This window comes from Macrococcus bovicus, assembly GCF_030376725.1.
Classification (GTDB): Bacteria; Bacillota; Bacilli; order Staphylococcales; family Staphylococcaceae; genus Macrococcus; species Macrococcus bovicus.
The window spans coordinates 1,656,211-1,682,188 of sequence record NZ_CP128470.1 but is presented as its reverse complement, the minus strand read 5'-3'; the positions used below and the strand labels follow the sequence as shown (position 1 = coordinate 1,682,188).

The 25,978-nt window shown below is 49.4% G+C and carries 18 protein-coding genes, 22 tRNA genes and 3 rRNA genes; 36 read left to right on the top strand and 7 right to left on the bottom strand.

Translation table 11 applies throughout. The features are described 5' to 3' along the window. Positions 1 to 32 precede the first annotated feature (32 nt). Genes QSV55_RS09200 through QSV55_RS09190 form a run of 3 tightly spaced genes read left to right on the top strand, consistent with a single transcriptional unit; the run spans position 33 to position 4,032 of the window. On the top strand, positions 33 to 1,775 hold the full coding sequence (locus tag QSV55_RS09200) for an ABC transporter ATP-binding protein (protein WP_289649976.1): 1,743 nt from the start codon (positions 33 to 35) through the stop codon (positions 1,773 to 1,775). 52 nt (positions 1,776 to 1,827) lie between these two features. Further along, complete coding sequence (locus tag QSV55_RS09195) at positions 1,828 to 3,429, top strand: FMN-binding glutamate synthase family protein (protein ID WP_289649975.1); 1,602 nt, start codon at positions 1,828 to 1,830, stop codon at positions 3,427 to 3,429. Beyond that, positions 3,430 to 4,032: a DNA-3-methyladenine glycosylase gene (locus tag QSV55_RS09190; RefSeq protein ID WP_289649974.1), complete on the top strand. Its 603-nt coding sequence runs from the start codon at positions 3,430 to 3,432 to the stop codon at positions 4,030 to 4,032. Between the two features lie 31 nt (positions 4,033 to 4,063). Here QSV55_RS09190 and QSV55_RS09185 read toward each other — a convergent pair whose 3' ends face one another. Both QSV55_RS09185 and QSV55_RS09180 read right to left on the bottom strand, forming a co-directional pair. Further along, on the bottom strand, positions 4,064 to 5,149 hold the full coding sequence (locus QSV55_RS09185; protein WP_133451782.1) for an FUSC family protein: 1,086 nt from the start codon (positions 5,147 to 5,149) through the stop codon (positions 4,064 to 4,066). 50 nt (positions 5,150 to 5,199) lie between these two features. After that, positions 5,200 to 6,498, bottom strand: a complete 1,299-nt coding sequence (locus QSV55_RS09180; protein ID WP_133451781.1) for a glutamate-1-semialdehyde 2,1-aminomutase — start codon at positions 6,496 to 6,498, stop codon at positions 5,200 to 5,202. Positions 6,499 to 6,579: 81 nt separating this feature from the next. Here QSV55_RS09180 and QSV55_RS09175 point away from each other — a divergent pair, with 81 nt between their 5' ends. Both QSV55_RS09175 and QSV55_RS09170 read left to right on the top strand, forming a co-directional pair. Next, positions 6,580 to 7,014 (top strand): peroxiredoxin, encoded by a 435-nt coding sequence (locus QSV55_RS09175; protein ID WP_289649973.1) that lies wholly within the window; start codon positions 6,580 to 6,582, stop codon positions 7,012 to 7,014. Between the two features lie 67 nt (positions 7,015 to 7,081). After that, positions 7,082 to 7,537: a Fur family transcriptional regulator gene (locus QSV55_RS09170; RefSeq protein ID WP_133451780.1), complete on the top strand. Its 456-nt coding sequence runs from the start codon at positions 7,082 to 7,084 to the stop codon at positions 7,535 to 7,537. Position 7,538: 1 nt separating this feature from the next. Here the strand turns inward: QSV55_RS09170 and QSV55_RS09165 are convergent, their stop codons facing one another. Next, positions 7,539 to 7,934 (bottom strand): DUF2614 family zinc ribbon-containing protein, encoded by a 396-nt coding sequence (locus tag QSV55_RS09165; protein ID WP_133451779.1) that lies wholly within the window; start codon positions 7,932 to 7,934, stop codon positions 7,539 to 7,541. A gap of 465 nt (positions 7,935 to 8,399) precedes the next feature. Here QSV55_RS09165 and QSV55_RS09160 point away from each other — a divergent pair. The 27 genes from QSV55_RS09160 to QSV55_RS09030 all read left to right on the top strand — a co-directional run bounded on the left by QSV55_RS09160 (position 8,400) and on the right by QSV55_RS09030 (position 18,005). Beyond that, positions 8,400 to 9,952: ribosomal RNA gene (locus QSV55_RS09160) — 16S ribosomal RNA — on the top strand. Positions 9,953 to 10,242: 290 nt separating this feature from the next. Continuing rightward, positions 10,243 to 13,164, top strand: a 23S ribosomal RNA gene (locus QSV55_RS09155). An 80-nt stretch (positions 13,165 to 13,244) separates the two neighbouring features. After that, positions 13,245 to 13,359, top strand: a 5S ribosomal RNA gene (rrf, locus tag QSV55_RS09150). Together the 16S, 23S and 5S rRNA genes with 21 tRNA genes alongside form the textbook arrangement of a ribosomal RNA operon. An 11-nt stretch (positions 13,360 to 13,370) precedes the next feature. Further along, positions 13,371 to 13,446 (top strand) — tRNA-Val (locus tag QSV55_RS09145). 10 nt (positions 13,447 to 13,456) lie between these two features. Further along, positions 13,457 to 13,532 (top strand) — tRNA-Thr (locus tag QSV55_RS09140). 5 nt (positions 13,533 to 13,537) lie between these two features. Beyond that, positions 13,538 to 13,610, top strand: a tRNA-Lys gene (locus tag QSV55_RS09135). 20 nt (positions 13,611 to 13,630) lie between these two features. Continuing rightward, positions 13,631 to 13,714: transfer RNA gene (locus QSV55_RS09130), tRNA-Leu, on the top strand. Between the two features lie 5 nt (positions 13,715 to 13,719). After that, positions 13,720 to 13,794 (top strand) — tRNA-Gly (locus tag QSV55_RS09125). Positions 13,795 to 13,824: 30 nt separating this feature from the next. Then, a tRNA-Leu gene (locus tag QSV55_RS09120) sits at positions 13,825 to 13,913 on the top strand. A gap of 12 nt (positions 13,914 to 13,925) precedes the next feature. Then, positions 13,926 to 14,002 (top strand) — tRNA-Arg (locus QSV55_RS09115). 10 nt (positions 14,003 to 14,012) lie between these two features. Next, positions 14,013 to 14,086, top strand: a tRNA-Pro gene (locus QSV55_RS09110). A 23-nt stretch (positions 14,087 to 14,109) separates the two neighbouring features. Further along, positions 14,110 to 14,185 (top strand) — tRNA-Ala (locus QSV55_RS09105). Positions 14,186 to 14,208: 23 nt separating this feature from the next. After that, positions 14,209 to 14,282: transfer RNA gene (locus QSV55_RS09100), tRNA-Met, on the top strand. 32 nt (positions 14,283 to 14,314) lie between these two features. Next, a tRNA-Ile gene (locus tag QSV55_RS09095) sits at positions 14,315 to 14,388 on the top strand. 10 nt (positions 14,389 to 14,398) lie between these two features. Then, positions 14,399 to 14,491, top strand: a tRNA-Ser gene (locus QSV55_RS09090). Between the two features lie 51 nt (positions 14,492 to 14,542). Next, a tRNA-Met gene (locus QSV55_RS09085) sits at positions 14,543 to 14,616 on the top strand. A 7-nt stretch (positions 14,617 to 14,623) separates the two neighbouring features. After that, positions 14,624 to 14,699: transfer RNA gene (locus tag QSV55_RS09080), tRNA-Asp, on the top strand. A gap of 6 nt (positions 14,700 to 14,705) precedes the next feature. Then, a tRNA-Phe gene (locus QSV55_RS09075) sits at positions 14,706 to 14,778 on the top strand. A 12-nt stretch (positions 14,779 to 14,790) separates the two neighbouring features. Continuing rightward, positions 14,791 to 14,866, top strand: a tRNA-Thr gene (locus QSV55_RS09070). 5 nt (positions 14,867 to 14,871) lie between these two features. Further along, positions 14,872 to 14,955 (top strand) — tRNA-Tyr (locus QSV55_RS09065). Positions 14,956 to 14,966: 11 nt separating this feature from the next. Continuing rightward, positions 14,967 to 15,040, top strand: a tRNA-Trp gene (locus QSV55_RS09060). 2 nt (positions 15,041 to 15,042) lie between these two features. Continuing rightward, positions 15,043 to 15,115 (top strand) — tRNA-His (locus QSV55_RS09055). A gap of 10 nt (positions 15,116 to 15,125) precedes the next feature. Continuing rightward, positions 15,126 to 15,197: transfer RNA gene (locus QSV55_RS09050), tRNA-Gln, on the top strand. 10 nt (positions 15,198 to 15,207) lie between these two features. Further along, positions 15,208 to 15,281, top strand: a tRNA-Cys gene (locus QSV55_RS09045). A 191-nt stretch (positions 15,282 to 15,472) separates the two neighbouring features. Then, entirely contained in the window at positions 15,473 to 16,498 is a 1,026-nt protein-coding gene (locus QSV55_RS09040; RefSeq protein WP_289649972.1) for a hypothetical protein, read from the top strand. Between the two features lie 83 nt (positions 16,499 to 16,581). Further along, positions 16,582 to 16,663: transfer RNA gene (locus QSV55_RS09035), tRNA-Leu, on the top strand. A 133-nt stretch (positions 16,664 to 16,796) separates the two neighbouring features. Next, complete coding sequence (locus QSV55_RS09030; RefSeq protein WP_289649971.1) at positions 16,797 to 18,005, top strand: hypothetical protein; 1,209 nt, start codon at positions 16,797 to 16,799, stop codon at positions 18,003 to 18,005. 205 nt (positions 18,006 to 18,210) lie between these two features. On the opposite strand, the gene QSV55_RS09025 is transcribed toward QSV55_RS09030, so the two are convergent. Beyond that, a complete protein-coding gene (locus QSV55_RS09025; protein ID WP_289649970.1) occupies positions 18,211 to 18,438 on the bottom strand; it encodes a hypothetical protein in 228 nt (75 codons plus the stop codon). Positions 18,439 to 18,551: 113 nt separating this feature from the next. Here QSV55_RS09025 and QSV55_RS09020 point away from each other — a divergent pair, with 113 nt between their 5' ends. Continuing rightward, on the top strand, positions 18,552 to 18,923 hold the full coding sequence (locus tag QSV55_RS09020) for a thiol-disulfide oxidoreductase DCC family protein (protein WP_289649969.1): 372 nt from the start codon (positions 18,552 to 18,554) through the stop codon (positions 18,921 to 18,923). A 3-nt stretch (positions 18,924 to 18,926) separates the two neighbouring features. On the opposite strand, the gene QSV55_RS09015 is transcribed toward QSV55_RS09020, so the two are convergent. The 3 genes from QSV55_RS09015 to QSV55_RS09005 are packed head-to-tail and all read right to left on the bottom strand — an operon-like array spanning position 18,927 to position 22,665. Further along, a complete protein-coding gene (locus QSV55_RS09015; RefSeq protein ID WP_289649968.1) occupies positions 18,927 to 21,002 on the bottom strand; it encodes a RecQ family ATP-dependent DNA helicase in 2,076 nt (691 codons plus the stop codon). 54 nt (positions 21,003 to 21,056) lie between these two features. After that, on the bottom strand, positions 21,057 to 21,569 hold the full coding sequence (locus QSV55_RS09010; RefSeq protein WP_289649967.1) for a transcription repressor NadR: 513 nt from the start codon (positions 21,567 to 21,569) through the stop codon (positions 21,057 to 21,059). Next, positions 21,538 to 22,665: a cysteine desulfurase family protein gene (locus QSV55_RS09005; RefSeq protein WP_289649966.1), complete on the bottom strand. Its 1,128-nt coding sequence runs from the start codon at positions 22,663 to 22,665 to the stop codon at positions 21,538 to 21,540. Before QSV55_RS09005 ends, QSV55_RS09010 begins: the two co-directional genes overlap by 32 nt. Positions 22,666 to 22,720: 55 nt before the next feature. Between QSV55_RS09005 and QSV55_RS09000 the strand changes: the two genes are divergently transcribed. From QSV55_RS09000 to nadA, 3 genes are read left to right on the top strand one after another with little or no spacing between them, the layout of a single operon-like run. Beyond that, complete coding sequence (locus tag QSV55_RS09000) at positions 22,721 to 24,121, top strand: L-aspartate oxidase (RefSeq protein WP_289649965.1); 1,401 nt, start codon at positions 22,721 to 22,723, stop codon at positions 24,119 to 24,121. Next, complete coding sequence (nadC, locus tag QSV55_RS08995) at positions 24,078 to 24,902, top strand: carboxylating nicotinate-nucleotide diphosphorylase (protein WP_289649964.1); 825 nt, start codon at positions 24,078 to 24,080, stop codon at positions 24,900 to 24,902. The genes QSV55_RS09000 and nadC overlap by 44 nt, the downstream gene beginning before the upstream one ends. After that, positions 24,895 to 25,977, top strand: coding sequence for a quinolinate synthase NadA (gene nadA / locus QSV55_RS08990; RefSeq protein WP_289649963.1), 1,083 nt, complete (start codon positions 24,895 to 24,897; stop codon positions 25,975 to 25,977). The genes nadC and nadA overlap by 8 nt, the downstream gene beginning before the upstream one ends. The last annotated feature ends 1 nt before the right edge of the window (position 25,978 follow it).

The following is a 25,978-nucleotide window of genomic DNA, read 5'->3' as shown; positions in this document are numbered from 1 at the left end:
AGGTTGATTCTTAATTTTGAGGAGATGATTTCATGTTGAGGCGTTACCTGCAGTTCGTTAAGCCCTACTCATGGCTTATTGTACTGACTATTATCATCGGGATACTGAAGTTCGGTATTCCTCTATTGATTCCGTTGCTTATCAAATACGTGATTGACGATGTCATCGGTAACCAGACGATGTCGGTTGCGGAAAAGAAAGATGCACTCTGGCATGTACTGCTGATTTTTTCATTTATATTTATCGTCATCCGTCCGCCTGTTGAGTACTACAGACAATATCTTGCGCAGTGGACGAGTAACAAGATTCTTTATGACATCCGCAAAAAGCTGTATCGTCACCTGCAGGCCCTGAGTGTCCGCTTCTACTCTAACAATAAAGTCGGGGAAATCATTTCACGGGTCATCAATGATGTAGAGTCAACGAAGGACTTCATTGTGACAGGACTCATGAATGTCTGGCTGGATCTCGTCACGATTATCATTGCGCTCGTCATCATGTTTACGATGGACGTCAAACTGACCATTGCCTCACTCGTCGTCTTTCCGTTCTATATTTTCAGCGTCTATTACTTCTTCGGCAACCTGCGTAAATTGACCCGTCGACGCTCGCAGGCACTGGCTGAAGTGCAGGGATTCCTGCATGAACGGGTGCAGGGGATGAACGTCATCAAAAGTTTTGCTATCGAAGAGAATGAGAGCGAGCGCTTCAATAAACGGAATATGAATTTCTTCGAGAAGGCGCTTGACCATACGAAATGGAATGCCAAAAGTTTCGCCGTCATCAATACGGTCACAGATATCGGACCGCTGATTGTCGTCGGCTTCGGTGCCTATCTTGTCATCAGTGATGGTCTCTCTGTCGGCAGTCTCGCTGCATTTATCGCTTATCTTGATCGTCTGTACGGACCGCTGCGTCGTTTAGTATCCAGCTCCACGACTCTCACACAGAGTATGGCATCGATGGACCGTATGTTCCAGCTGTTCGATGAGCCTTACGATGTCGTGGATAAACAGGGGGCACGGAACCTGAAAGTTGAGCATGGCGACATTCAGTTCAAGCAGGTCGGCTTTAAATACAATGAGGACGATAACGAAGTCCTGCATGACATCAATCTCGATATCAGAAGCGGTGAAACGGTGGCCTTTGTCGGTATGAGCGGCGGCGGTAAGTCGACGATGATCAGCCTGATTCCGCGGTTCTATGATGTGACGAGCGGCGAGATCTGTATCGATGGTCACCCGATTGATGACTTCACAATAGAGAGTCTGCGCAATCAGATCGGTATGGTCATGCAGGATAATATCCTGTTCTCTGATTCCATCCGTGAGAACATTCTTCTCGGTAAACCGGAAGCGACGGAGGAAGAGATGATCTACGCTGCCAAACTGGCCAATGCCCATGACTTCATCATGAGTCTGCCGGAAGGTTATGATACAGAGGTCGGCGAACGGGGCGTCAAGCTGTCAGGCGGTCAGAAGCAGCGTGTCGCTATCTCCCGCGTCTTCCTGAAGAACCCGCCTATCCTCATTCTGGATGAAGCGACAAGTGCGCTCGACTTAGAGAGTGAAGCGGTGATTCAGGAAGCACTTGAAACATTATCCAAGGACCGCACGACGGTTATTGTCGCACACCGCTTATCGACAATCACACATGCGGATAAAATTGTCGTCGTACAGAATGGTGAGATCAAGGAAATCGGTACACATGATGAACTGATGGCTAATCAGTCTCACTATTATAATCTTTATACGATTCAGCATTTGGATAGTTAACAGATTCCCTCTGTTGTATGATAGAAGTATCATACAACGGGGGGATTTTTTTATGGATTTGTTATGGATGATACAGCTCATCGTCAATACGATATTTCTTGTCTTATTTGTTCTGCTCGCTTTTTTCATCGTCTACTTATTGGTGGCGGACCGCAGGCAGAACCAGCATAGTATACTGCGGAATTTCCCGGTGCTCGGCCGCGTGCGTTATTTTGTCGAGAAGATTGGCCCGGAAATCAGACAGTATTTAATTCAGTCGGATAATGAAGCGACTCCTTTCTCGCGCAAAGACTATCTGGATGTCGTCAAAGCGGGTAAGTATAAGACACGTATCGGCGGCTTCGGTTCACGTCGTGATTTCACGCAGCCGGGCTTCTATCTGCAGAATGCGATCTTCCCGAAGGAGGCAAGCGAACTGCATATCGACCAATCGCAGAAGATACAGACGAGCATCTATAAGCTTGATAAAGAAGGGCTTTTCGACCGCGATGAACACCGTGAAGCTGCGACGGTCGATCCTTATCTGCTGACAGATGAGCATGCGGTGATCCTCGGCCCAAGACGGGCTCATCCTTTTGTGGTCAAGCGTCTTGTCGGTCAGTCGGGCATGAGTTATGGCGCGCTCGGCAAAAATGCAATCATGGCCTTGAGCAACGGTCTGGGCATGGCAGCAGGCACATGGATGAACACAGGCGAGGGGGGTCTGTCGGAGCATCATCTGAAAGGGAAGGTCGATATCATCTTCCAGATCGGACCGGGGTTGTTCGGTGTCCGTGATGCTGACGGCAATTTCAGTGACGCAGAGTTCATGAAGAAAGCAGAAAATCCTTATATCAGAGCCTTTGAGATCAAGCTTGCGCAAGGGGCGAAGACGCGTGGCGGCCACGTTGAGGCGGAGAAAGTGACAGAGGAGATTGCCATGATCCGTAACGTCAAACCGTTTACGACTATCAACTCGCCGAACCGTTTTACGTTCATGAATGATAATCGTGACTTGCTGGACTTCATCGCTAAACTGCAGCAGATGAGCGGTAAACCGGTCGGCTTCAAGATGGTCGTCGGCAATCTGGATATGCTGTACAGTCTCGCTGCTGATATGAAGGCGACAGGTATCTATCCTGACTTCATTACAGTGGACGGGGGCGAAGGCGGAACCGGAGCGACTTATCAGGAGCTTGAAGATACGATGGGACTGCCGCTCTTTTCAGCCCTGCCGATTCTGGACCTGGTCTTAAAGGAATACGGCCTGCGTGATGACATCAGAATCATCGCGTCAGGTAAACTGATCACACCGGATAAAGTGGCGGTAGCTATTGCGCTTGGAGCGGATCTGGTCAATGTAGCCCGTGCGATGATGATGAGTGTCGGCTGCATCATGGCCCAGCAGTGTCATACGAATGACTGTCCGGTGGGCGTAGCGACGACCAACCCTGACCGCGAGAAGGGTCTCGTGATTGAGGAGAAGCAGTACAGGGTAACGAACTATATGATCAGTATGCACGAAGGATTATTTAATATAGCAGCGGCATGTGGCGTGGTATCGCCGACTGACATCTCAGTCAAGCACCTGCTCTACAAGACAGAGCGTGGCGATGTGCTGACAGGTGAGCAGTATGTGCAGCGCATGTACCGCTCGTTGAAAGAGGCGGTTTAAATGGATTTAAGTTTTCTGGCAGAAGACACACTGACAGCAGCACAGACGCTGCTCGGTAAGAAGATTACAACGATGACTGATGGCATTGTCACGTCCGGCTATATCACAGAAGTGGAGGCTTACCTCGGTCTGGAGGATAAGGCGGCACATGCATATCAGGGCAGAAGAACGAAGAAGAATGAGATGATGTATCGCGACTACGGCACGGTCTATGTCTACACGATGCATGGGCATCACTGCATGAATTTCATCACGAAGGATGAACATTCGCCTGAAGGGGTGCTCATCCGCGGGCTGGAGCCTGTAGAAGGGATTGAGACGATGCAGATGCGGCGCGCACGGCTGGATCATCTGACAGACGGGCCGGGCAAGCTGACGCAGAGTATGGGGATCAGACGGGACCAGTTTAACGGGACCAGGCTGAATGAAGGACCGCTGATGATAAGCGCTGGCAAGGTGCCGGTAGCTGTTCAGGCATCGAAACGGATCGGTATAGACAACAAGGAAGAAGCGGTCGACTATCTTTACCGCTTCACAGTTGCTGGGAATCCGTATGTCTCAAAGGACAGAGTACGACCGGCTGTAGATAACGGCTGGCAATAGAAAAGGCTGACTCAAAAGAGTCAGCCTTTTTTTAGACGTCCTGAATATCATCAGCCACTTTTATCTTGTTGTCGTCTTTATGGTAATGATAGAAACTGTGCGTCAGTTTATCGAGATGCTCCAGTTTCTCGCGGTATTCGAAGAGGGCACTGATAATCAGGATGATATGCTGCTTATTATAAGGCGGGTCTTCAACCTTCCGCATCTCAGCAAGTATGAGTTCCAGCACGTCTTTTTTGAAGTCACCTGTCATGAAGTTCTCCTCAGCAAGGTGCGTCGGTGACAGCTTATTGCTGAACTGCATCAGGATGCCTTCATGAAGGGTCATCAGTTCGTCCATCTCAAACTTCAGCTGGATACGTATTGTTTCAGGCAGATGCAGAATATCATTCTCATAGCGGTTGATTCTCCGGAGCAGGTCATAGGCACGTCGTGTTGTCATGATCAGTTCCTTGAATAATATCTTCTTTCTGATGTTGCGGTAGTTCTGTTTTTTGGTCAGCGCCCGTTCATTCTTATAGAGATTGAACTTGGATTCAACTGCGATGATACGGTCTCTGATATCCTCGATGTCATGCTTGACGACATGATATTCACTGGAGCCGTTGATGCTGAGGCGCAGCCATTTGAATATATCGTTGCCAATCTGCTGACACGTATAGTAGAGCTTCGTCTCATACTGCGGCGGCAGAAACAGCAGATTGACAATCGCTGCACTTAACACACCGATCATGATAAAGGCGAAACGTGTGAAGGCAGTAGTCAGGAAATCGTCGCCAGTGGCCTCCATGATGACGAGCTGGGTCACCACGGCAAGGCCGGTCACGTTCTGCAGATGCAGCTTGGCAAGAAGAGAGATCAGGATAATCGTCGTCAGGCCGATGATGAAGAGATGGTTGCCGAATGTCTGGACGACAATGATGGCGAGTAAGGCTCCGATCAGATTACCTTGCAAGTTCTCAAGCACCGATTTATAGGATTGATAGACACTGGGCTGCATGGCGAAGAGTGCCGAGATGCCTGCGACGACATATCCCGGTGTCCCGAGCATCTGCGCGACGTAGAGCGCGAGCATAATCGCAATGCCTGTCTTGAAGATTCTTGCACCTAGTTTCATTCAGTTACCTCTTTTTAAATCATAGTACCTCACTTATACAATAGGAATCATCATTTGACAAGCGACATTTCCTTGAAACTGTTCTCCACAGCGACGAGTGTCTCGTCGATATCTGCTTCAGTATGGCGCACCGTGATGAACCATGCCTCGTATTTAGAAGGCGCGAGATTGATGCCTTGATTCAGCATGAGCTTGAAGAACTGAGCGAAAAGTTCGCCATCTGTGTTCTCTGCCTGTTCATAGTTCACCACTTTCTCCTTGGTGAAGTAGAGCGTCATCGCACCTTTCAGGCGATTGATGGTTGCGGGTATCTCATACTTCTCAATCAGCGCCTGTACACCGTCTTCCAGCTTTTTGCCGAGTGCATCGAGATAGTCGTAGGTGCCTTCCTCCTTGATGACCTCTAATAAGGCGATACCCGCCTGCATACTTAGCGGATTACCTGCCATTGTGCCGGCCTGATAAGTAGGACCGAGCGGCGCGACATGTTCCATGATATCCTGACGGCCGCCGTATGCTCCGATCGGCAGACCGCCGCCGATGATTTTGCCGAATGCAGTCAGATCCGGTCTGACACCGAGCATATCCTGTGCGCCGCCGTAACAGAAACGGAATGCTGTGATGACTTCATCATAAATGACCAGTGTGCCGTTTGCGTGGGCGATATCATTGACGGCCTGCAGGAAACCTTCAGCGGGTTCGACGATGCCGAAGTTGCCGACGATAGGCTCAACCAGTACCGCTGCGATCTGATCGCTGAAATGATGAATCGCCTCCTTGAACGAATCAATATCGTTGAAAGGCACTGTGATGACTTCCTGCGCGACACTTTGCGGTACGCCGGCAGAATCCGGTGTCCCTAACTGGCTGGGACCACTGCCGGCAGCGACAAGGACTAAATCAGAATGGCCGTGGTAGCAGCCCGCAAACTTGATGATTTTGTCACGTTTCGTAAAAGCACGCGCGACCCGGATAGTGGTCATCACAGCTTCAGTACCAGAATTAACGAAGCGGATCTTCTCTAAAGAAGGAATCGCCTCGCGCAGCATCTTGGCGAACGTCACTTCGTGCTTTGTCGGTGTACCGTAGAGGACACCAGTCTCAGCTGCCTGCTTGATGGCTGCCGTAATATGCGGATGAGCGTGACCGGCGATGATCGGACCATACGCGGCCAGGTAATCGATATAACGGTTGCCGTCAACATCATAGAAATAAGCGCCCTCTGCACGTTCCATAACGACAGGTGCACCGCCGCCTACTGCCTTATAAGAGCGTGAAGGGGAATTGACGCCCCCTAAAATATACTCGTTCGCCTCTTGTTGTATACGTTCAGATTCTGAGAAATTCATAGCTATAACCTCTTTTATTTAAATTTTTTTCGTCCCTATCGTATCATAATTATAAAAGAATGATGAGCAGGAGGAATTGATTTGAAAATACCGGCATTCAATATGGTCAACCAGAACGGTGAGGTCATCACCGAACAAGATCTGAGAGGTCAGAGAACGATTCTCTACTTCTATCCGCGTGATAATACGCCGACATGCACGACACAGGCCATTGATTTTACCGGGCATCTGACGGAACTGCGTGCAAAAGGCATACAGGTTCTAGGTGTCAACGGCGATTCCATGAAGAAACACCAGAACTTTATCAATAAGCATCATATCGGTTTTGACTTGCTGGTGGATGAAGATTATCAGCTGGCAAAAGAACTGGGTATCTACCGGCAGAAGAAAGTGTTCGGCAAAGAATCGATGGGCATCGTGCGCACAACCTTACTCATCGGTCCTGATTTAACGATAGAAAAACGGATAGACGATGTGAAAGTGAAAAATCAGCTGGAAGTCTTATTCGCCGAGTAAGCAATATTGAAGTTTTAGTGATTAAGTTGTATGATAAGTAAATAAAAACAGGGAAGAAGGTGAGAGTATGGCGGTCGAACAACATTCAGTTGAAATCAAGCTTCAGGAAGCGGTGCAGCAATTAAGAGGTCAGGGTGTCAGAATTACACCGCAAAGACAAGCCGTACTCGCCTATCTGATAGAAGCGGATACACATCCAACTGCGGATGAGATCTATAAGGCCCTCAGCCCTAAGTTTGACAGCATGAGTGTAGCTACCATCTATAATAACCTTAAAGTCTTCAAGGAATGTGGACTGGTCACTGAACTGACTTATGGTGATGCAGCGAGCCGCTATGACTTTGAGACAGCCAATCATTATCATGTCATCTGCACGAGCTGCGGTAAGATCACTGATTTCCAGTATCCCCGTCTGGATGAAGTGGAACAGATTGCCCAGCATCTATCAGGACATCAGATCACCCATCATCGTATGGAGATATACGGTATCTGTCCGGAATGCGCAAAAAAGGAAGAACGCTGATTCAGCGTTCTTCCTTTTTTTCCATTGCTGCACTTTTACGCTTATTGTTATAGTCCTCACTGAAGGCCTTACCTTCAAGTGATGGATCTAAAGTAAGAGGCTCATTGCAGTTTGCGCAGATATCAGCACGCCCCAGCATCTTCGTATAATGATTGCAGTTAGGACAGAGCACAGTCACGGCACGCATCGAGAGCATCCCGATCCAGAAGTAGACAATAAAACTGAGCAGGAAAGCAAGTGTCCCGAGCAACAGGAAAATGGCAAAGAGTACTTTACTGTGTGCCATATATAGAAGGACAACCCCTAAATACATGACAATCATTGCGGCGAAGATCAGACCGAGCGCCCAGGAGCGGATGCGGTTGATTTTACTCGTCGGCTTCTTGTTCCATTTCATAGCAACACTCCTTATTTGAATACTGAAGAAAGTATAGCATAAAACTCGTTCATAACCTGTCAGAAGAATTTTTGAAAAAAATGAAGAAAAGTATTGACGCTCCGGCAGAAGCTTGCTAAGATATAAAAGTCGCTGAAAACGACAGGCACTTCAGAAAGACATTGAAAAATGAATTTTCGAAGTGTAAAAAAGATACTTGAAACAAGTGATTCATTCGAGTAAAATTTTTAATGCAAGCTTGAAAGAGACAGCAACTTAACTTTCAAATGACTGATACGAAGTGTAAAACTTCTTAAATAAAAGTCTTGCAAAGAACGAATGTAGCTGTTATAATTTAATCTTGTAACACCAAATGAACATTGAAAACTGAATGACAATATGTCAACGTTAATTCCAATAATTTGAGTACGAACAGTACTTTCAAGAGTGATTGGCTTAACCAATCAAAGAGCTTTATCAAACACTTTTATGGAGAGTTTGATCCTGGCTCAGGATGAACGCTGGCGGCGTGCCTAATACATGCAAGTCGAGCGGACAGACGAGGTGCTTGCACCTCTGAAGTCAGCGGCGGACGGGTGAGTAACACGTGGGTAACCTACCTGTAAGACTGGGATAACTTCGGGAAACCGGAGCTAATACCGGATAATATTTTCCACCTCATGGTGGAATAGTGAAAGACGGTTTTGCTGTCACTTACAGATGGACCCGCGGCGCATTAGCTAGTTGGTGAGGTAACGGCTCACCAAGGCGACGATGCGTAGCCGACCTGAGAGGGTGATCGGCCACACTGGGACTGAGACACGGCCCAGACTCCTACGGGAGGCAGCAGTAGGGAATCTTCCGCAATGGACGAAAGTCTGACGGAGCAACGCCGCGTGAGTGAAGAAGGTCTTCGGATCGTAAAACTCTGTTGTAAGGGAAGAACAAGTACGTTAGTAACTGAACGTACCTTGACGGTACCTTACCAGAAAGCCACGGCTAACTACGTGCCAGCAGCCGCGGTAATACGTAGGTGGCAAGCGTTATCCGGAATTATTGGGCGTAAAGCGCGCGTAGGCGGTTTCTTAAGTCTGATGTGAAAGCCCCCGGCTCAACCGGGGAGGGTCATTGGAAACTGGGAGACTTGAGTGCAGAAGAGGAGAGTGGAATTCCATGTGTAGCGGTGAAATGCGCAGAGATATGGAGGAACACCAGTGGCGAAGGCGGCTCTCTGGTCTGTAACTGACGCTGAGGTGCGAAAGCGTGGGGATCAAACAGGATTAGATACCCTGGTAGTCCACGCCGTAAACGATGAGTGCTAAGTGTTGGGGGGTTTCCGCCCCTCAGTGCTGCAGCTAACGCATTAAGCACTCCGCCTGGGGAGTACGGTCGCAAGACTGAAACTCAAAGGAATTGACGGGGACCCGCACAAGCGGTGGAGCATGTGGTTTAATTCGAAGCAACGCGAAGAACCTTACCAAATCTTGACATCCTCTGACAACTCTGGAGACAGAGCGTTCCCCTTCGGGGGACAGAGTGACAGGTGGTGCATGGTTGTCGTCAGCTCGTGTCGTGAGATGTTGGGTTAAGTCCCGCAACGAGCGCAACCCTTATCTTTAGTTGCCATCATTCAGTTGGGCACTCTAGAGAGACTGCCGGTGACAAACCGGAGGAAGGTGGGGATGACGTCAAATCATCATGCCCCTTATGATTTGGGCTACACACGTGCTACAATGGATGGTACAAAGGGCAGCAAAACCGCGAGGTCAAGCAAATCCCATAAAACCATTCTCAGTTCGGATTGTAGTCTGCAACTCGACTACATGAAGCTGGAATCGCTAGTAATCGTAGATCAGCATGCTACGGTGAATACGTTCCCGGGTCTTGTACACACCGCCCGTCACACCACGAGAGTTTGTAACACCCGAAGCCGGTGGAGTAACCTTTACAGGAGCTAGCCGTCGAAGGTGGGACAGATGATTGGGGTGAAGTCGTAACAAGGTAGCCGTATCGGAAGGTGCGGCTGGATCACCTCCTTTCTAAGGATAATACGGAAAAGGAATATTGATTCCTTCGGAATGACGTCTGACATATTGTATTCAGTTTTGAGTGTTTATTAGAGCAGCAGCAATCTTCGATTGCAGGCTGGTCTTATGCACTTGCTAAAGCAAGTGTAATCCTTAAGCGGATGACATTCAGATTGTACTTTGAAAACTAGATAAAGCAAGAAGAAAAAGATTTTACCAAGCAAAACCGAGTGAGTTCATTGATTGAATTCTCAAAAAAATCGCGCGTCTGTATTCATACAGACATCACATTATTAATAACAGATTAAGTTATTAAGGGCGCACGGTGGATGCCTTGGCACTAGAAGCCGAAGAAGGACGTTACTAACGACGATATGCTCTGGGGAGCTGTAAGTAAGCACTGATCCAGAGATTTCCGAATGGGGAAACCCAGCATGAGTCATGTCATGCTATCCATATGTGAATACATAGCATATGAGAAGGCACACCCGGAGAACTGAAACATCTAAGTACCCGGAGGAAGAGAAAGAAAACTCGATTCCCTGAGTAGCGGCGAGCGAAACGGGAAGAGCCCAAACCAGGATGCTTGCATCCTGGGGTTGTAGGACACTCTATACGGAGTTACAAAGGAACGATTTAGACGAATGACTTTGGAAAAGTCAACCAGAGAAGGTAAAGGTCCTGTAGTCGAAAAGTCGTTCCCTCCTGAGTGGATCCTGAGTACGGCGGAACACGTGGAATTCCGTCGGAATCCGGGAGGACCATCTCCCAAGGCTAAATACTCTCTAGTGACCGATAGTGAACCAGTACCGTGAGGGAAAGGTGAAAAGCACCCCGGAAGGGGAGTGAAATAGAACCTGAAACCGTGTGCTTACAAGTAGTCAGAGCCCGTTAATGGGTGATGGCGTGCCTTTTGTAGAATGATCCGGCGAGTTACGTTTTGATGCAAGGTTAAGCAGTGGATGCGGAGCCGCAGCGAAAGCGAGTCTGAACAGGGCGAATGAGTATCAGGACGTAGACCCGAAACCAGGTGATCTACCCATGTCCAGGTTGAAGTTCAGGTAACACTGAATGGAGGACCGAACCGACTTACGTTGAAAAGTGAGCGGATGAGGTGTGGGTAGCGGAGAAATTCCAATCGAACCTGGAGATAGCTGGTTCTCTCCGAAATAGCTTTAGGGCTAGCCTCGCATGATGATTACTGGAGGTAGAGCACTGTTTGGACTAGGGGCCCCCCTCGGGTTACCGAATTCAGACAAACTCCGAATGCCAGATAATTTAGTGCGGGAGTCAGACTGCGGGTGATAAGGTCCGTAGTCGAGAGGGAAACAGCCCAGACCACCAGCTAAGGTCCCAAAATATATGTTAAGTGGAAAAGGATGTGGCGTTGCCCAGACAACTAGGATGTTGGCTTAGAAGCAGCCATCATTTAAAGAGTGCGTAATAGCTCACTAGTCGAGTGACGCTGCGCCGAAAATGTACCGGGGCTAAACATATTACCGAAGCTGTGGATTGTCCTTAGGACAATGGTAGGAGAGCGTTCCAAGGGCGTCGAAGCATGACCGTAAGGACATGTGGAGCGCTTGGAAGTGAGAATGCCGGAGTGAGTAGCGAAAGACGGGTGAGAATCCCGTCCACCGATTGACTAAGGTTTCCAGAGGAAGGCTCGTCCGCTCTGGGTTAGTCGGGACCTAAGCCGAGGCCGACAGGCGTAGGCGATGGATAACAGGTAGATATTCCTGTACCACCTGAGATTGTTTGAACGATGGGGGGACGCAGAAGGATAGGCGATCGTACTGTTGGTTATGTACGTGCAAGCATTGAGACTGAGTATCAGGCAAATCCGGTACTCTTAAGGTCAGGATGTGATGCGGAGCGAAATTAAGTAGCGAAGTCGTCGATTTCACACTGCCAAGAAAAGCCTCTAGTTAGAGATCAGGTGCCCGTACCGCAAACCGACACAGGTAGTCAAGATGAGAATTCTAAGGTGAGCGAGCGAACTCTCGTTAAGGAACTCGGCAAAATGACCCCGTAACTTCGGGAGAAGGGGTGCTTTTTAGGGTGCAAGCCCTGAAGAGCCGCAGTGAATAGGCCCAAGCGACTGTTTATCAAAAACACAGGTCTCTGCAAAACCGTAAGGTGACGTATAGGGGCTGACGCCTGCCCGGTGCTGGAAGGTTAAAAGGAGTGGTTAGCATCTGCGAAGCTACGAATTGAAGCCCCAGTAAACGGCGGCCGTAACTATAACGGTCCTAAGGTAGCGAAATTCCTTGTCGGGTAAGTTCCGACCCGCACGAAAGGCGTAACGATTTGGGCACTGTCTCAACGAGAGACTCGGTGAAATCATAGTACCTGTGAAGATGCAGGTTACCCGCGACAGGACGGAAAGACCCCGTGGAGCTTTACTGCAGCCTGATATTGAAATTCGGCACAGCTTGTACAGGATAGGTAGGAGCCTTTGAAGCGTGAGCGTCAGCTTACGTGGAGGCGCTGGTGGGATACTACCCTGGCTGTGTTGACTTTCTAACCCGCGCCACTTATCGTGGCGGGAGACAGTGTCAGGCGGGCAGTTTGACTGGGGCGGTCGCCTCCTAAAGAGTAACGGAGGCGCTCAAAGGTTCCCTCAGAATGGTTGGAAATCATTCGCAGAGTGTAAAGGCACAAGGGAGCTTGACTGCGAGACCTACAAGTCGAGCAGGGTCGAAAGACGGACTTAGTGATCCGGTGGTTCCGCATGGAAGGGCCATCGCTCAACGGATAAAAGCTACCCCGGGGATAACAGGCTTATCTCCCCCAAGAGTTCACATCGACGGGGAGGTTTGGCACCTCGATGTCGGCTCATCGCATCCTGGGGCTGTAGTCGGTCCCAAGGGTTGGGCTGTTCGCCCATTAAAGCGGTACGCGAGCTGGGTTCAGAACGTCGTGAGACAGTTCGGTCCCTATCCGTCGTGGGCGTAGGAAATTTGAGAGGAGCTGTCCTTAGTACGAGAGGACCGGGATGGACATACCTCTGGTGTACCAGTTGTCGCGCCAGCGGCATAGCTGGGTAGCTATGTATGGACGGGATAAGTGCTGAAAGCATCTAAGCATGAAGCCCCCCTCAAGATGAGATTTCCCAACTTCGGTTATAAGATCCCTCAAAGATGATGAGGTCAATAGGTTCGAGGTGGAAGCGCAGTAATGTGTGGAGCTGACGAATACTAATCGATCGAAGACTTAATCAATTATCAGATTTTTTGACCGGCTTTGCCTGGTTTCTTCTTCCTTGCTTATCTAGTTTTGAGAGTATAATATTCTCACCCTGTCTGGTGATGATGGCAGAGAGGTCACACCTGTTCCCATACCGAACACAGAAGTTAAGCTCTCTAGCGCCGATGGTAGTTGGACTTACGTTTCGCGAGAGTAGGACGTTGCCGGGCAGTTTTATTACGGAGGATTAGCTCAGCTGGGAGAGCATCTGCCTTACAAGCAGAGGGTCGGCGGTTCGATCCCGTCATCCTCCACCATTTCTATTATGCCGGAATAGCTCAACTGGTAGAGCAACTGACTTGTAATCAGTAGGTTGAGGGTTCAAGTCCTTTTTCCGGCACCATGTTAGAGCCATTAGCTCAGTTGGTAGAGCATTTGACTTTTAATCAAAGGGTCAGAGGTTCGAATCCTCTATGGCTCATCCTTATTTCAAATTTAATTGCGGGTGTGGCGGAACTGGCAGACGCACTAGACTTAGGATCTAGCGCCTACGGCGTGGGGGTTCGACTCCCTTCACCCGCACCATATAAGCGGAAGTAGTTCAGTGGTAGAATACAACCTTGCCAAGGTTGGGGTCGCGGGTTCGAATCCCGTCTTCCGCTCCATTATTTTGACTTAAATCCTTTATTATATTAGCCGGGGTGGCGGAACTGGCAGACGCACAGGACTTAAAATCCTGCGGTAAGTGATTACCGTACCGGTTCGATTCCGGTCCTCGGCACCATTCAAATATTCAGCGCCCGTAGCTCAATTGGATAGAGCGTTTGACTACGGATCAAAAGGTTAGGGGTTCGACTCCTCTCGGGCGCGCCATTTATAGCTACGGGAAGTAGCTCAGCTTGGTAGAGCACTTGGTTTGGGACCAAGGGGTCGCAGGTTCGAATCCTGTCTTCCCGACTTACTTCTTTAAGCATAAAAATGGGGGCTTAGCTCAGCTGGGAGAGCGCCTGCTTTGCACGCAGGAGGTCAGCGGTTCGATCCCGCTAGTCTCCACCATTTTAAATAATCAATTTTATATCGGCGGCGTAGCTCAGCTGGCTAGAGCGTACGGTTCATACCCGTGAGGTCGGGGGTTCGATCCCCTCTGCCGCCACTAACTTTTTTAATAGTGAAACCTTGGATTTAGGACCTTTAGCTCAGTTGGTTAGAGCAAACGGCTCATAACCGTTGGGTCGCAGGTTCGAGTCCTGCAAGGTCCACTTATATAATGGAGGAATACCCAAGTCCGGCTGAAGGGATCGGTCTTGAAAACCGACAGGGGCTTAACGGCTCGCGGGGGTTCGAATCCCTCTTCCTCCGCCATTATTTTTACTTCAGCATACAACTAGAATACGCATACTTATTTATTATTATCGCGGGATGGAGCAGTCTGGTAGCTCGTCGGGCTCATAACCCGAAGGTCGGTGGTTCAAATCCGCCTCCCGCAATTACAGTGGTCCCGTGGTGTAGCGGTTAACATGCCTGCCTGTCACGCAGGAGATCGCGGGTTCGATTCCCGTCGGGACCGCCATTGTATGGCTCAGTAGCTCAGTCGGTAGAGCAATGGATTGAAAATCCATGTGTCGGCGGTTCGATTCCGTCCTGAGCCATCTTTTTATTATGCCGGAATAGCTCAACTGGTAGAGCAACTGACTTGTAATCAGTAGGTTGAGGGTTCAAGTCCTTTTTCCGGCACCATGCATGGAGGGGTAGCGAAGTGGCTAAACGCGGCGGACTGTAAATCCGCTCCTTCGGGTTCGGCAGTTCGAATCTGCCCCCCTCCACCATTCTTAATAGTAGGGGCATAGTTTAACGGTAGAATAGAGGTCTCCAAAACCTTTGATGTGGGTTCGATTCCTACTGCCCCTGCCATGGCGATTGTGGCGAAGTGGTTAACGCATCGGATTGTGGTTCCGACATTCGTGGGTTCGATTCCCATCAGTCGCCCTTTGATCATTGGGGTATAGCCAAGCGGTAAGGCAACGGACTTTGACTCCGTCACTCGTTGGTTCGAATCCAGCTACCCCAGCTTTTCATTAGGCGCCATAGCCAAGTGGTAAGGCCGAGGTCTGCAACACCTCTATCATCGGTTCAAATCCGGTTGGCGCCTCCATCTTAATTAAATGAATTTTGATGCAGGAGTAATCCTGTCTTTTTTATATTCTGAAACTCTCCATCTATATGACGGAGAGTTTTTTTATTTACCTTAAAGTTTTCTTAAATATATTCAGAAGGACTATCAATTTCTGACAATTCAATCTATACTTTAATTGAATTACATTAATTAGAAAAAGAGGTGTCAGCATGAAAAAAACAGCATTTACTTTACTCGCAGCCACTCTGATGACCACGGGTCTTGCAGGAACAGCAGGTGCCGCAGCAAAGCCCATTGCACTACCCGATCTGAAGAACAAAGAGACAGTCAGTCAGCTGAAGAAGGGGACGTATGCAGTCAAAGGCGTTAAACTGAATACGACATACGCACAGGCAGTAAAAGTACTGGGTACGCCGATTAACGAGTACGAAACAAGAAGTGATGAATGGGCGATGGTTGATGCATCATACGGCCCCGTGAGTTTTACTGCCGGTGAAGAAAATCGTCATGCTGAAATAAGCCAGATGAAGCTGCAGAGCTTCTTCTTTGACAGCACGAAGAAACCTGTCAAGCTGAAGGATATTCAGAAAAACCTGGGTAAGTCTAGCTTTACTGATTTCTATGATAATGAGACGAAGAATATTAAAGATGACTTCCTGACACGCACATATGGCCATCTCACCATCAACTTTGAACGCCCGACTGGGGAATGGACAGTCAGTGGCTACTCAACTGATTATGAAGGTGCAGAAAATATTGATCCGACTCAGCTGAAGGATGCTGATATTAAAGACCCGACAATAGCAAATATCAAAGCGATGACAAAGGGGGATTATCAGTTATTCGGTGTGAAGCCCGGCATGTCAAAAGCAGAAGTCCTGACGAAGATCGGAGACTCATCATCTGATGACATCATCCGTGTGAAAGGTAAGGTTAAGGCAGTATCAGCGACATACGGCCAGAGCATGAACCTGGTTCTCAGCTACAATGTACCAGCCGGCAATCAGCTGAAATCCCTGCGTTATGATCTCCAAGGTGACAAGGAACTGAAGCTCACAGACCTGGAGAAACATCTCGGCAAAGCGACAAGCGTTAAAAATAGCAGCTATACAAATGAGGACGAAACAGGCAAATACAAAGTCTATACAACAACGCGCACATACGGTAAACATCTGACCGTCAATGCAGAGAAAAGCGGTAAGGCCTTTATCGTGCAGTCAGTCAGCTATCAGTAAGAAAAGACCAGGCAACTGGTCTTTTTTCTATCTTGACGATAACCAGAAATTCTTCTATAATTAATATATTGTTTTTAACTCAAGCCACCGTGGCGGAATTGGCAGACGCGCCGGACTCAAAATCCGGTTCCTCACGGAGTGTCGGTTCGACCCCGACCGGTGGTATCGCACAAAGTCCCTGAACATCAAGTTCAGGGGCTTTTTTTCTTTGTAGAAGGGTATCCATTTAATTACAAATAATTTATACTATTAATGTAAATATATATCAAATGATTAAATAAAAGAAAAGAGGGACATGATGAAGCGATTGATGATGGTGGCAGCAGCTTCGTTGTTACTGGCAGCCTGTTCAAATGAAGATAAGATGGAAGAGACAGCAAGTCAGAAATCAGTTGACCTGAAAACGGAAGAGAATACTACTGAGACTAAAGTGACTGAGTCTAAAGCGCCAGAGCCTTCAACTGAAGAGCAAACGACTGAACCAGCGGAAAAGAAAGAGGTAAAATCCGTAGAGCAGTCAGAAGGCATCTCTTATATCACTCAAGATGGGAAAGTCGATATTCTATCAAAAGACTTTATCAATGACTATTTTTATCATAATCATATTAATGAATTTGGAGGTATCACCGTCGGCATGCCGATCAATGAGGTGGAAAAGCTGTATGGTCAGTCCAGTGGACATGGTCGAGCAGCACAGTACCCGACAACTGGTAAATTCGGTGATATCGCGCTCGATTACCCAGATGGCTATGTAGAGAATATCTTCATTAATCCTTCAATGAAAATGACGAAAAGTCAGGTAGAAGCGGCATACGGCATGCCGACAGAAACTGAAGCTTCAGCGCCATTATCTAGCGACCACGATATTTATATTTATGACAGCAATAAAAATAACGGTTATAAGATTGTCGTGTTATTTGATGGCGACCAGGTGGTACTGATTCAGCAACTTCCGGAAAATGAGAATCAATCCAATGAGGCCAACCAGACCTTCACTGAAGATGACAAACTAGCGATGACGCAAGCCTTCTATGACTGGGCTGGTGAGCGAGCGGAGATAGGGAATATGGCGGTCACTGATGAATGGTTCACGCATGGTGCAGCAGGGCATGGCGACTGGTATGCTGAGACGCCTGACGGTGATGTGCAGGCACAGGATTTAGAGAATCCAGGGCACAACGGTTTTCAGATTCACGCTATAGGGGGTGTCGCTTTCTATACGGCAAAAGATGGCTCAACTGGGCAACAAAGAACTAATGGAAGTACTGCTGAAGGCTATTCTAGGGCAGTTAAGCCGGGAACTGATATTCACAAATATCTCCTTGCTGATAATGGCGTAGTCTATGAGCTTATTGGTCCGGCCGATCAAGTTGGTTTTACAACGGGATTTGGTGAATACGAAGATGACGGAACGAAAGGTGACTTCAGACCTCAAATGTCATTTGAGATTTCTGGCGACCAAGCAGCCCAGGCCAAATGGCAGGAAATCCTGGCTCAGTATCAGTAAAGATGTGCGAACAATAAGTTTTATGATGGTTAACTGAAACGTATCATAATCCTGATATCTATCATCCATCACGTTTTCCTGTAAATGAGATCAATATTTCTTCTGCCGGATGATACAGTGATGATGCATAATAAAAAACACTCCTATCCAATTCATTTGATATGAATTGGACAAGAGTGTTTTTTATTTATCTTACTAATTAGGATCAGTTCAAGCTATCGTCCTGGTGTTGTATGTTGTCTTTCTTCGTGTCTTGATATATTGTCCAGGCACCCAGTAAGGCGAGTGAAGCTATAAAGATAAAACCCAGGACGGCCAGCGTGAGTCTCAGTAGAGAACCGCCGTCGAATATAACATGCAGCATAATGTTGTAAGAGACAATCATCATCAACCAGATGGGTAATATAGCCGCTATCTTTTGACTTCTATTCATTATGTCACACCCTTCATATCACTAGTGTAAATTATTGGGAGTTGAAGTCAAGCTGCAACCATGAGGCTGTTGGCCAATAAGTTTATAATAGGAGTTAAAAAGGGGCCTATCATATGAATATCGTATTCTTTGAGGATGACTGTTTAATCTGTAACGGTGCTATACGTCTGCTTATTCGTCTGGATAAAGCTCATCAACTGCATTTTGCGGCACTTAAATCTGAGACAGCGCAGCGGAAACTGGCTAACAAAGCGCTGCAGTCCATTGATAGTGTGATTTATTTAAGAGAGGATGAGGCATTCATCTACAGTGAAGCGGTCATAGAAATCCTGCTGGACCTGGGTTTCAATGTGAGATTCCTCAAAGTGGTGCCCACCACTATTAGAGACAGTCTCTATAAACTCGTTGCGCGTAACCGGCATCATTTCACCGGACAAGCCTGTCCACTCCCGACAGCAGCGATGCGCAAAAAGATGCTGGACTGACAATCAGTCACTGCCTATATTGACTAGCGCGAACGGATAGACTTTAGCAGCGCCTGCTTCTTTCAGCAGGCTCGCGGCAACGGTCAGGGTCCATCTGGAACTGACAAGGTCATCTAGCAGCAGTATACGCCGGCCGGTTAATGATGGGCTGTCAGCTGGCACTAGATGTTCCCGCACATTCTGCTCCTGCATCACCGAGTTGTGCATGTCCTGCTGACTAGCCCCGGCACCTGTACGCGTCAGTGCATCGATGTAATCAAGGTCGTGCGCTGCAGCGATATGACGCGCCAGTTCCGGTACGAGGTCCGGCCGTCTGACGCTCGGGACAGCGACGACTGTGTCGATTCTGTTTTCTTCGATATGTTCACTCAGGAACTGGCTGATAGTCGTCATTGTCTTATCTGAATAATGCCCGTTATCCCGTTCCAGCATGAAACGTCTGCCGATAGGGGAGTAGGCGTCAACCGTATAGGTCCAGCCTGCCTCATACTGCAGCGCCTCATCAATCTTCTTATTATCGGACCAGCGCTTACGCGGCTGGATGATGCCGTGCAGCTGATTCTTGTAGTCTCTGGCCGCAGCGAGATATGGATTGTCGTCTGCCAGGGTAATGAACTGCCGGCCTCTGCAGTAGGCACAGATGCCGCAGCGTGACTTTGTATCCGGTGCATCCAGTTCCTCGGCGATGAACTTCATATAGCAGCCCTCATAGCTCACAAATTCCTTCAGGCGTGCCAGTTCAGCGAGCCGTGTCTGATTGAGCTGCTGCTGGACATGCGCGTTACGCACGGCATCAAATGGCTGGTTCCTGTTCAGGAGATAGCGGCTCTTATCCTTGTAGATATAGTTATGAACGAAGAGATATTTCAGCACGCCGTCCAGTTTCGATACGCTCAGGTTGAAAGAAGGCAGGATATCATTTCTTCTCAGACCCTCTGGATGCTGCCCGAGAAGCGTCAGTATCTGCTGCAGCAGCTCAGGGTCCTTGTTCGCGCTGTCGATGAAGGACTTGAGAATCTCCTCGTCCTCATCGCCGTGCAACAGAATGGCGAGCGCCGCCCTGCCGTCGCGACCGGCACGTCCGATCTGCTGATAGTAGGCGATCAGATTCTGCGGCAGCTGAAAATGAATGACAAAGCCGATATCCGCCTTATCATAGCCCATGCCGAGCTTGACAGTGGAGACGATGACGCGTGCGGCACCGGTATGAAACTGCTCGAGTATCGCTTCTGATATATCTTCACCGGACGCGTCCTGCACACCGGAATAGTAAGCGACTGCAGAGATGCCGTGCTGAACAAGAAAGTCCGTAACCGACTCACATTCCTTCTTCGTCAGGCAGTAGATGATACCTTGCTCCCTGCTAAGATACGGATGGCGTATCAGGGCATCGGTGATAAAGGCGAGCCGCTCCACCTTGCTCTGTGACGGATTCACCTGAATTGAGATATTGTCACGGATCAGGTCGCCGCGGAATACCTGCAGGTCGTCACCGAGCTGATTCTTAATATCCTGGATGACGCGGTCATTGGCTGTCGCCGTCGTACCGAGGATAGCGATATGGTCCGGGAATGACTGCAGCAGATAGACAATACGCTGATAGTCCGGACGGAAATCATGCCCCCAGTCTGAGATGGAATGGGCCTCATCAATGACCACCATCTCGATACCTGAGACCTGACCCAGTCTCTCAATAAACGTCGGGTCCGACAATTTCTCAGGCGAGACGATAATGGCATCGACTTCATGGAATGACGCATAGATAGTCTCCCAGTCATCGCGGTTATGACTGTTGATGGTAACCACGTTCAGACCGAGACGACTTGCCGCCTCAATCTGGTTGTGCATCAGCGCGAGAAGCGGACTGATGATCACCGTCGGACCGGCGCCCTGTTCCCGTAAAATCTTCGTCGCAATGAAATAGACAATCGACTTGCCCCAGCCGGTCTTCTGGATGACCAGCGTCTTCTCCTTCTTCACGACCGCAGTAATCGCCTCAAGCTGACCCGCCCGGAACGCGCTATCCGTCCCGTAGGTCTCATGCAGAATCTCCTGTGCACGTTCTTCTATATGTGTCATCATAACCTCCTCATGAAATGCCAATAAAAAAGAGCAGCACTTGCTACTCTGAACTTATTCAAGCAAAAAGCCATGTCTTCTTAAATCATTGATCGCATTATCCAGGATCTTCTCTGTTGCTGCAGACAATGTATGCTGATGAATGCCGTCCGTCAATTCCGCGAGCATCCTGCCGTTGTCTTCAGCCATATGACGGCTGAACTGCTCACAGTCCTCAACAGATGTCAGCATCAGCTCCACTGTGATACGGCCGTATATCGGATGCTGGATGGAGACGTCATTGATGATTGCGCCGTTTTCAACAATCAGACGTACTTCAGTCGGCATCTCTTCAGCAGTGTGGGCGACAGTGACGGTTCGTTCGCAGATGCCGCCACTTTTCTCGGGCATCTGATAAATATAGCCGCGTTTTGTCGCTTGAATAGGGTGGTCCTTCTTCAGAACCGCGATGTCTGAGACAATAATCTGTCTTGAGACATTGAAGGTCTCACTGAGCGCTGCACCCGTAACCGGATATTTCTGTTGTCTGATATAGTCAGCAATCTGCTGTCGTCGGTATTGTGTCATGATATTCCTCGCTTATCGTATTCAGAGCTTGTGCCAGCTGAGCGATTTCCTCAGCGGTTGTCAGATGACTGAGCGACACTCTGAAGTACTGGTTGATGGAACCCTTCAGCAGGCTCTCCAGTCCTGTTGAATGTATTATACCATGACCGCAGGCCGTGCCGGTAGAAATGAGGATACCACGCTGTGACAGCCGCTGCATGATGTACTGCCCCTCCAGCTGATTGCTGATAAGCGGGATGATATAAGGGCTCATCGCATAGTCGAGTGTCGTGTAATGAGTGTTCAGTGCGGCGAGCAGCTGCTCTTTCAGCTGGCTGACATAAGTGAGATGGACATCAAGCTGACTGTTCATTTCCTTCAGTCCGTAGGCCATCACTGCAAAAGCCGGGACATCCAGCGTACCGTTTTTCGTACCGTATTCGTGATGGAAATAGGGGTTCAGCGGCTGAAGATAATCACGTCTGATGCGCAGGGCACCGGTGCCTTTCAGCGCATAGAACTTATGGCCGGAGAACGTATAGGACGACAGGCCGCGTGTATTGACCGGAAGCTTAGCCGCCGCCTGCACGATGTCGCAGTGAAACGGAATGTCATGCAGCAGACACAGCTCAGCCATCTTCTCAACGGGCATCAGGAGGCCTGTTTCAGAATGAGTGTGCTGCATGATGACGAGGTCAACATCCTGGATCACAGCCTCCACCTGACTGAAGTCCACTGTGCCGTTCAAGATGGGCAGCATGATAAGCGCTGCCTCATAACGCTCAAGTGCGGCAAATACAGATGGATGTTCCAGCGGCGATACCAGTACAGAAGGATGCGGCTTATCTTGCAGATAGAGGTCTATCGCGATGCGGTTGCCTTCTGATGCGCTTGTCGTCACTATAGTTGTAAAGTTATCTGTAAAGACTTCGTCTAACTGATTCTCACCATGCTCCCTTAAAGATTTTGTGTAGTCTCCGCCGGCATGTAAACTCTCATGGTTATAGTAGAAATCGCGGGACAGCTTGCTATATAGCGTCATATTCTCTTGGGAGCAAGGTGTCGTCGCAGCATAATCCAGATAGATCATCAAATCGCCTCTTGTCATTTTAGTCATTGTATGCCACTATTATTGTAAATCTATTGTAAACTAAAAGTAAAGGTTGTTGTAAATGTTTGACTTATTGATTGTAGGAGGCGGCGTCAGCGCACTGAGCCTGTTATATGAACTGCCGGAGGAGATGCATGTCCTCGTGCTGCAGAATGACCAGCCTGCGAGCAGCATGCTTGCTCAGGGCGGCATTGCGACGTCCCTCTTTGAAGCAGGGATTGATCAGCATGTGGAGGACACCTTCCAGGCCGGCTGCCATCAGGGTGATATAGATGTGATACGGGACATGATCACGACCGGGAACGCTGTCCTGCAGGATTATATGGAGGCGGGCATTCCGTTTGACCGGAAGGACGGCCGTTATGAGCTCGCGCTGGAAGCGGCCCACAGTGTGCCGCGTATTCTCCATATGAAGGACCGGACAGGGCAGTCCCTCTGCCAGTGGCTGGGACAGCGTATAAGACCGGAAGTCACCATGCTGACCGGAGATCTGCTGGAAGTGCTGCATGAAGATGGACATATAATCGGTGCAGTCTTTCAGACAGCAGCGGGAACATTCCAGTTCGACGGCGACCAGGTCGTGCTTGCGACAGGAGGTGCCAGCGGACTGTATCCCGTCTCAACAAACCGCTCAGAGAGAAGTGCCATTCCGCTGATACTGGCGCGGGAGGCTGGCTGCCGGCTGGTGGATATGGCCTATTTTCAGTTTCATCCCACCTTGCTTGACAGCGGGCCGAAAAATGAGCTGGTATCAGAAGCAGTAAGAGGAGCAGGAGGTCAGCTGGTCAATCAGACAGGCGAACGTATCATGGAGGGCATAGAGCTTGCGCCGCGGGATGTAGTGGCCCGTGCTATTTATGCCAGACAGCTGCAGGGGGAGAAAGTCTATCTTGATATCTCACGTATTGCGCATTTCAGCGAGCGCTTTCCGGCGATCCGGCGCTGTCTGGACTCGTATGGGTTGACGCATCTGATTCCCGTCACACCAGGCGCCCATTATATGATCGGCGGCATTGAAGCGGACACTGCAGGCCGGACTGCTGTCAGCGGTCTGTTCGCAATCGGTGAAGCGAGCTGTACGGGTTTCCACGGTTCAAACCGGCTCGCAAGCAATTCGCTGCTTGAAGGGCTCGCGATGGGCAGGAAGTGTGCGGCCGTTATCCGCGCATCACGAGGGACGCTCAGCCAGCTGTCTGCTTCAACCATCAGTTTCCCTGCTTTCCGGCATAAGGCACAGCTGATGGATTACTGCGGCATTTACCGCGAGGAAGAGAAGCTGAAGGAGGGACTGCGCTACTTCAGCCAGGCGGCACAGGGGCCTGAACGGCTGTACCAAGCGCTCTGTCTCGAAATCATTCAGGCAGCACTGAAGGCGCCGTCGTCCGGCGTCCACTATATCATAGACAAGGAAGGTAAAGATGAATCCATTATTAGTCGAAGAGAAAATCAAGATGTTTCTTAAGGAGGATATCCAGTACGGAGATCTGTCAGCGGCTCTTTTCAATGATGAAGAAGGAACCATGACTCTTCTGGCGAAAGAGTCAGGCATCTTCTGCGGGGCGGCCGTCATCACCTGCGGCTTCAATATCATGAGTCCGGCTGCTGTCCAGCTGCTTGTCCATGACGGGGCACACATCACCTGCGGCCAGAAAATCGCGGTCATCCACGGACGGATCAGTGACCTGCTGCAGGCAGAACGCACCGTGCTCAATCTCGTGCAGCGGATGTCCGGCATTGCGACGCTCACGAAACAGTATGTGGACGCTGTGGAAGGACGCTGCCGCGTGACGGATACCAGGAAGACGACACCCGGACTCGGGATGTTCGAGAAATACGCTGTCCGGACGGCAGGCGGCACCAATCACCGCCGCTCACTGAATGACGGCATCATGCTGAAGGATAACCATATCGCCTACGCCGGCTCCATCACTGAAGCGGTGCGACGTGTCGAGCGCTACAAAGGGCATATGGACCGGCTGGAAATCGAGATCGAGACAGCGGAGATGCTGGATGAGGCGGTACAGGCCGGAGCTGACGTCATTATGTTCGATAACTGCAGCCCGGAGATGATCAGCGAAACGATTACGCGTGTCCCTGCTCATATTACAACGGAAGCATCTGGCGGCATTACCTTAGAGACAATCGGTGCCTACAGTCAGACCGGTGTCGACTATATCTCAGTCGGTGCGCTCTTCTACGCGGCCCGTGCACTCGACTTATCAGCGGAGGTCCAGAATGTTTAATATCGCACAGTTACCGGCAAAGTACCGGCAGATGTCAGTGGCGGCGCTTGAGAAGCGAGCGCTGGAAGTGAAAGCACAACTTGGCAAGGACCTCTTCATCCCGGCTCATCACTATCAGAAGGATGAAGTGCTGAAATTCGCGGACAAGACAGGTGATTCGCTGGAACTCGCTAACTACAGCCGGGACAATGCGGCCAAGTATATCGTGTTCTGCGGGGTGCATTTTATGGCGGAGACAGCCGATATGCTGACGGCTGATGATCAGATTGTCCTGCTGCCCGACCTGCGTGCCGGCTGCTCCATGGCTGATATGGCGAACATCCAGCAGGTGGAGCGCTGCGATCGTCTGCTGCAGGAACAGTATCAGATCGATGTCCTGCCGCTCACTTATGTCAATTCCACGGCCGCGATCAAAGCGTTCGTCGGTCGTAAGAACGGTGCATGCTTAACGAGCGGCAATGCACATAAGATGGTCAGCTGGGCCCTCAGCATGAATCAGGTCATCCTGTTCCTGCCTGATCAGCATCTCGGCCGCAATACAGCCTACGACCTCGGTGTTCCTCTTGATCAGATGGCCATCTATGATCCGATCAGGCAGACGCTCATCTATGAAGGTGATGTGAGCGATATACGCATTATCCTCTGGCAGGGCCACTGCTCAGTACATGAGAAATTCACGACTGCGAACATCGAACACCTGAGACGGACGGAACCTGACCGCAGAATCATCGTCCATCCGGAATGCTCGTTTGACGTCGTCCGGCAGAGTGACGACAACGGCTCAACAAGAAAGATCATTCAGACCATCGAAAACGCAGCCCCCGGCACCAAATGGGCAATCGGCACCGAGATGAATCTCGTCAACCGCCTCATCAAGCATCATCCGGAACTGGATATTATCTCACTTAACCCTTATATGTGTGCCTGTCTGACGATGAACCGGATTGACCTGCCGCATTTTGTCTGGTGCCTCGATAAAATAGTGGCGCAGGACCTCAGCAATCAGATTACAGTCGACGCTGAGACAACCACATATGCACTGCAGGCACTGGATAAGATGCTCCAGCGACAATAAA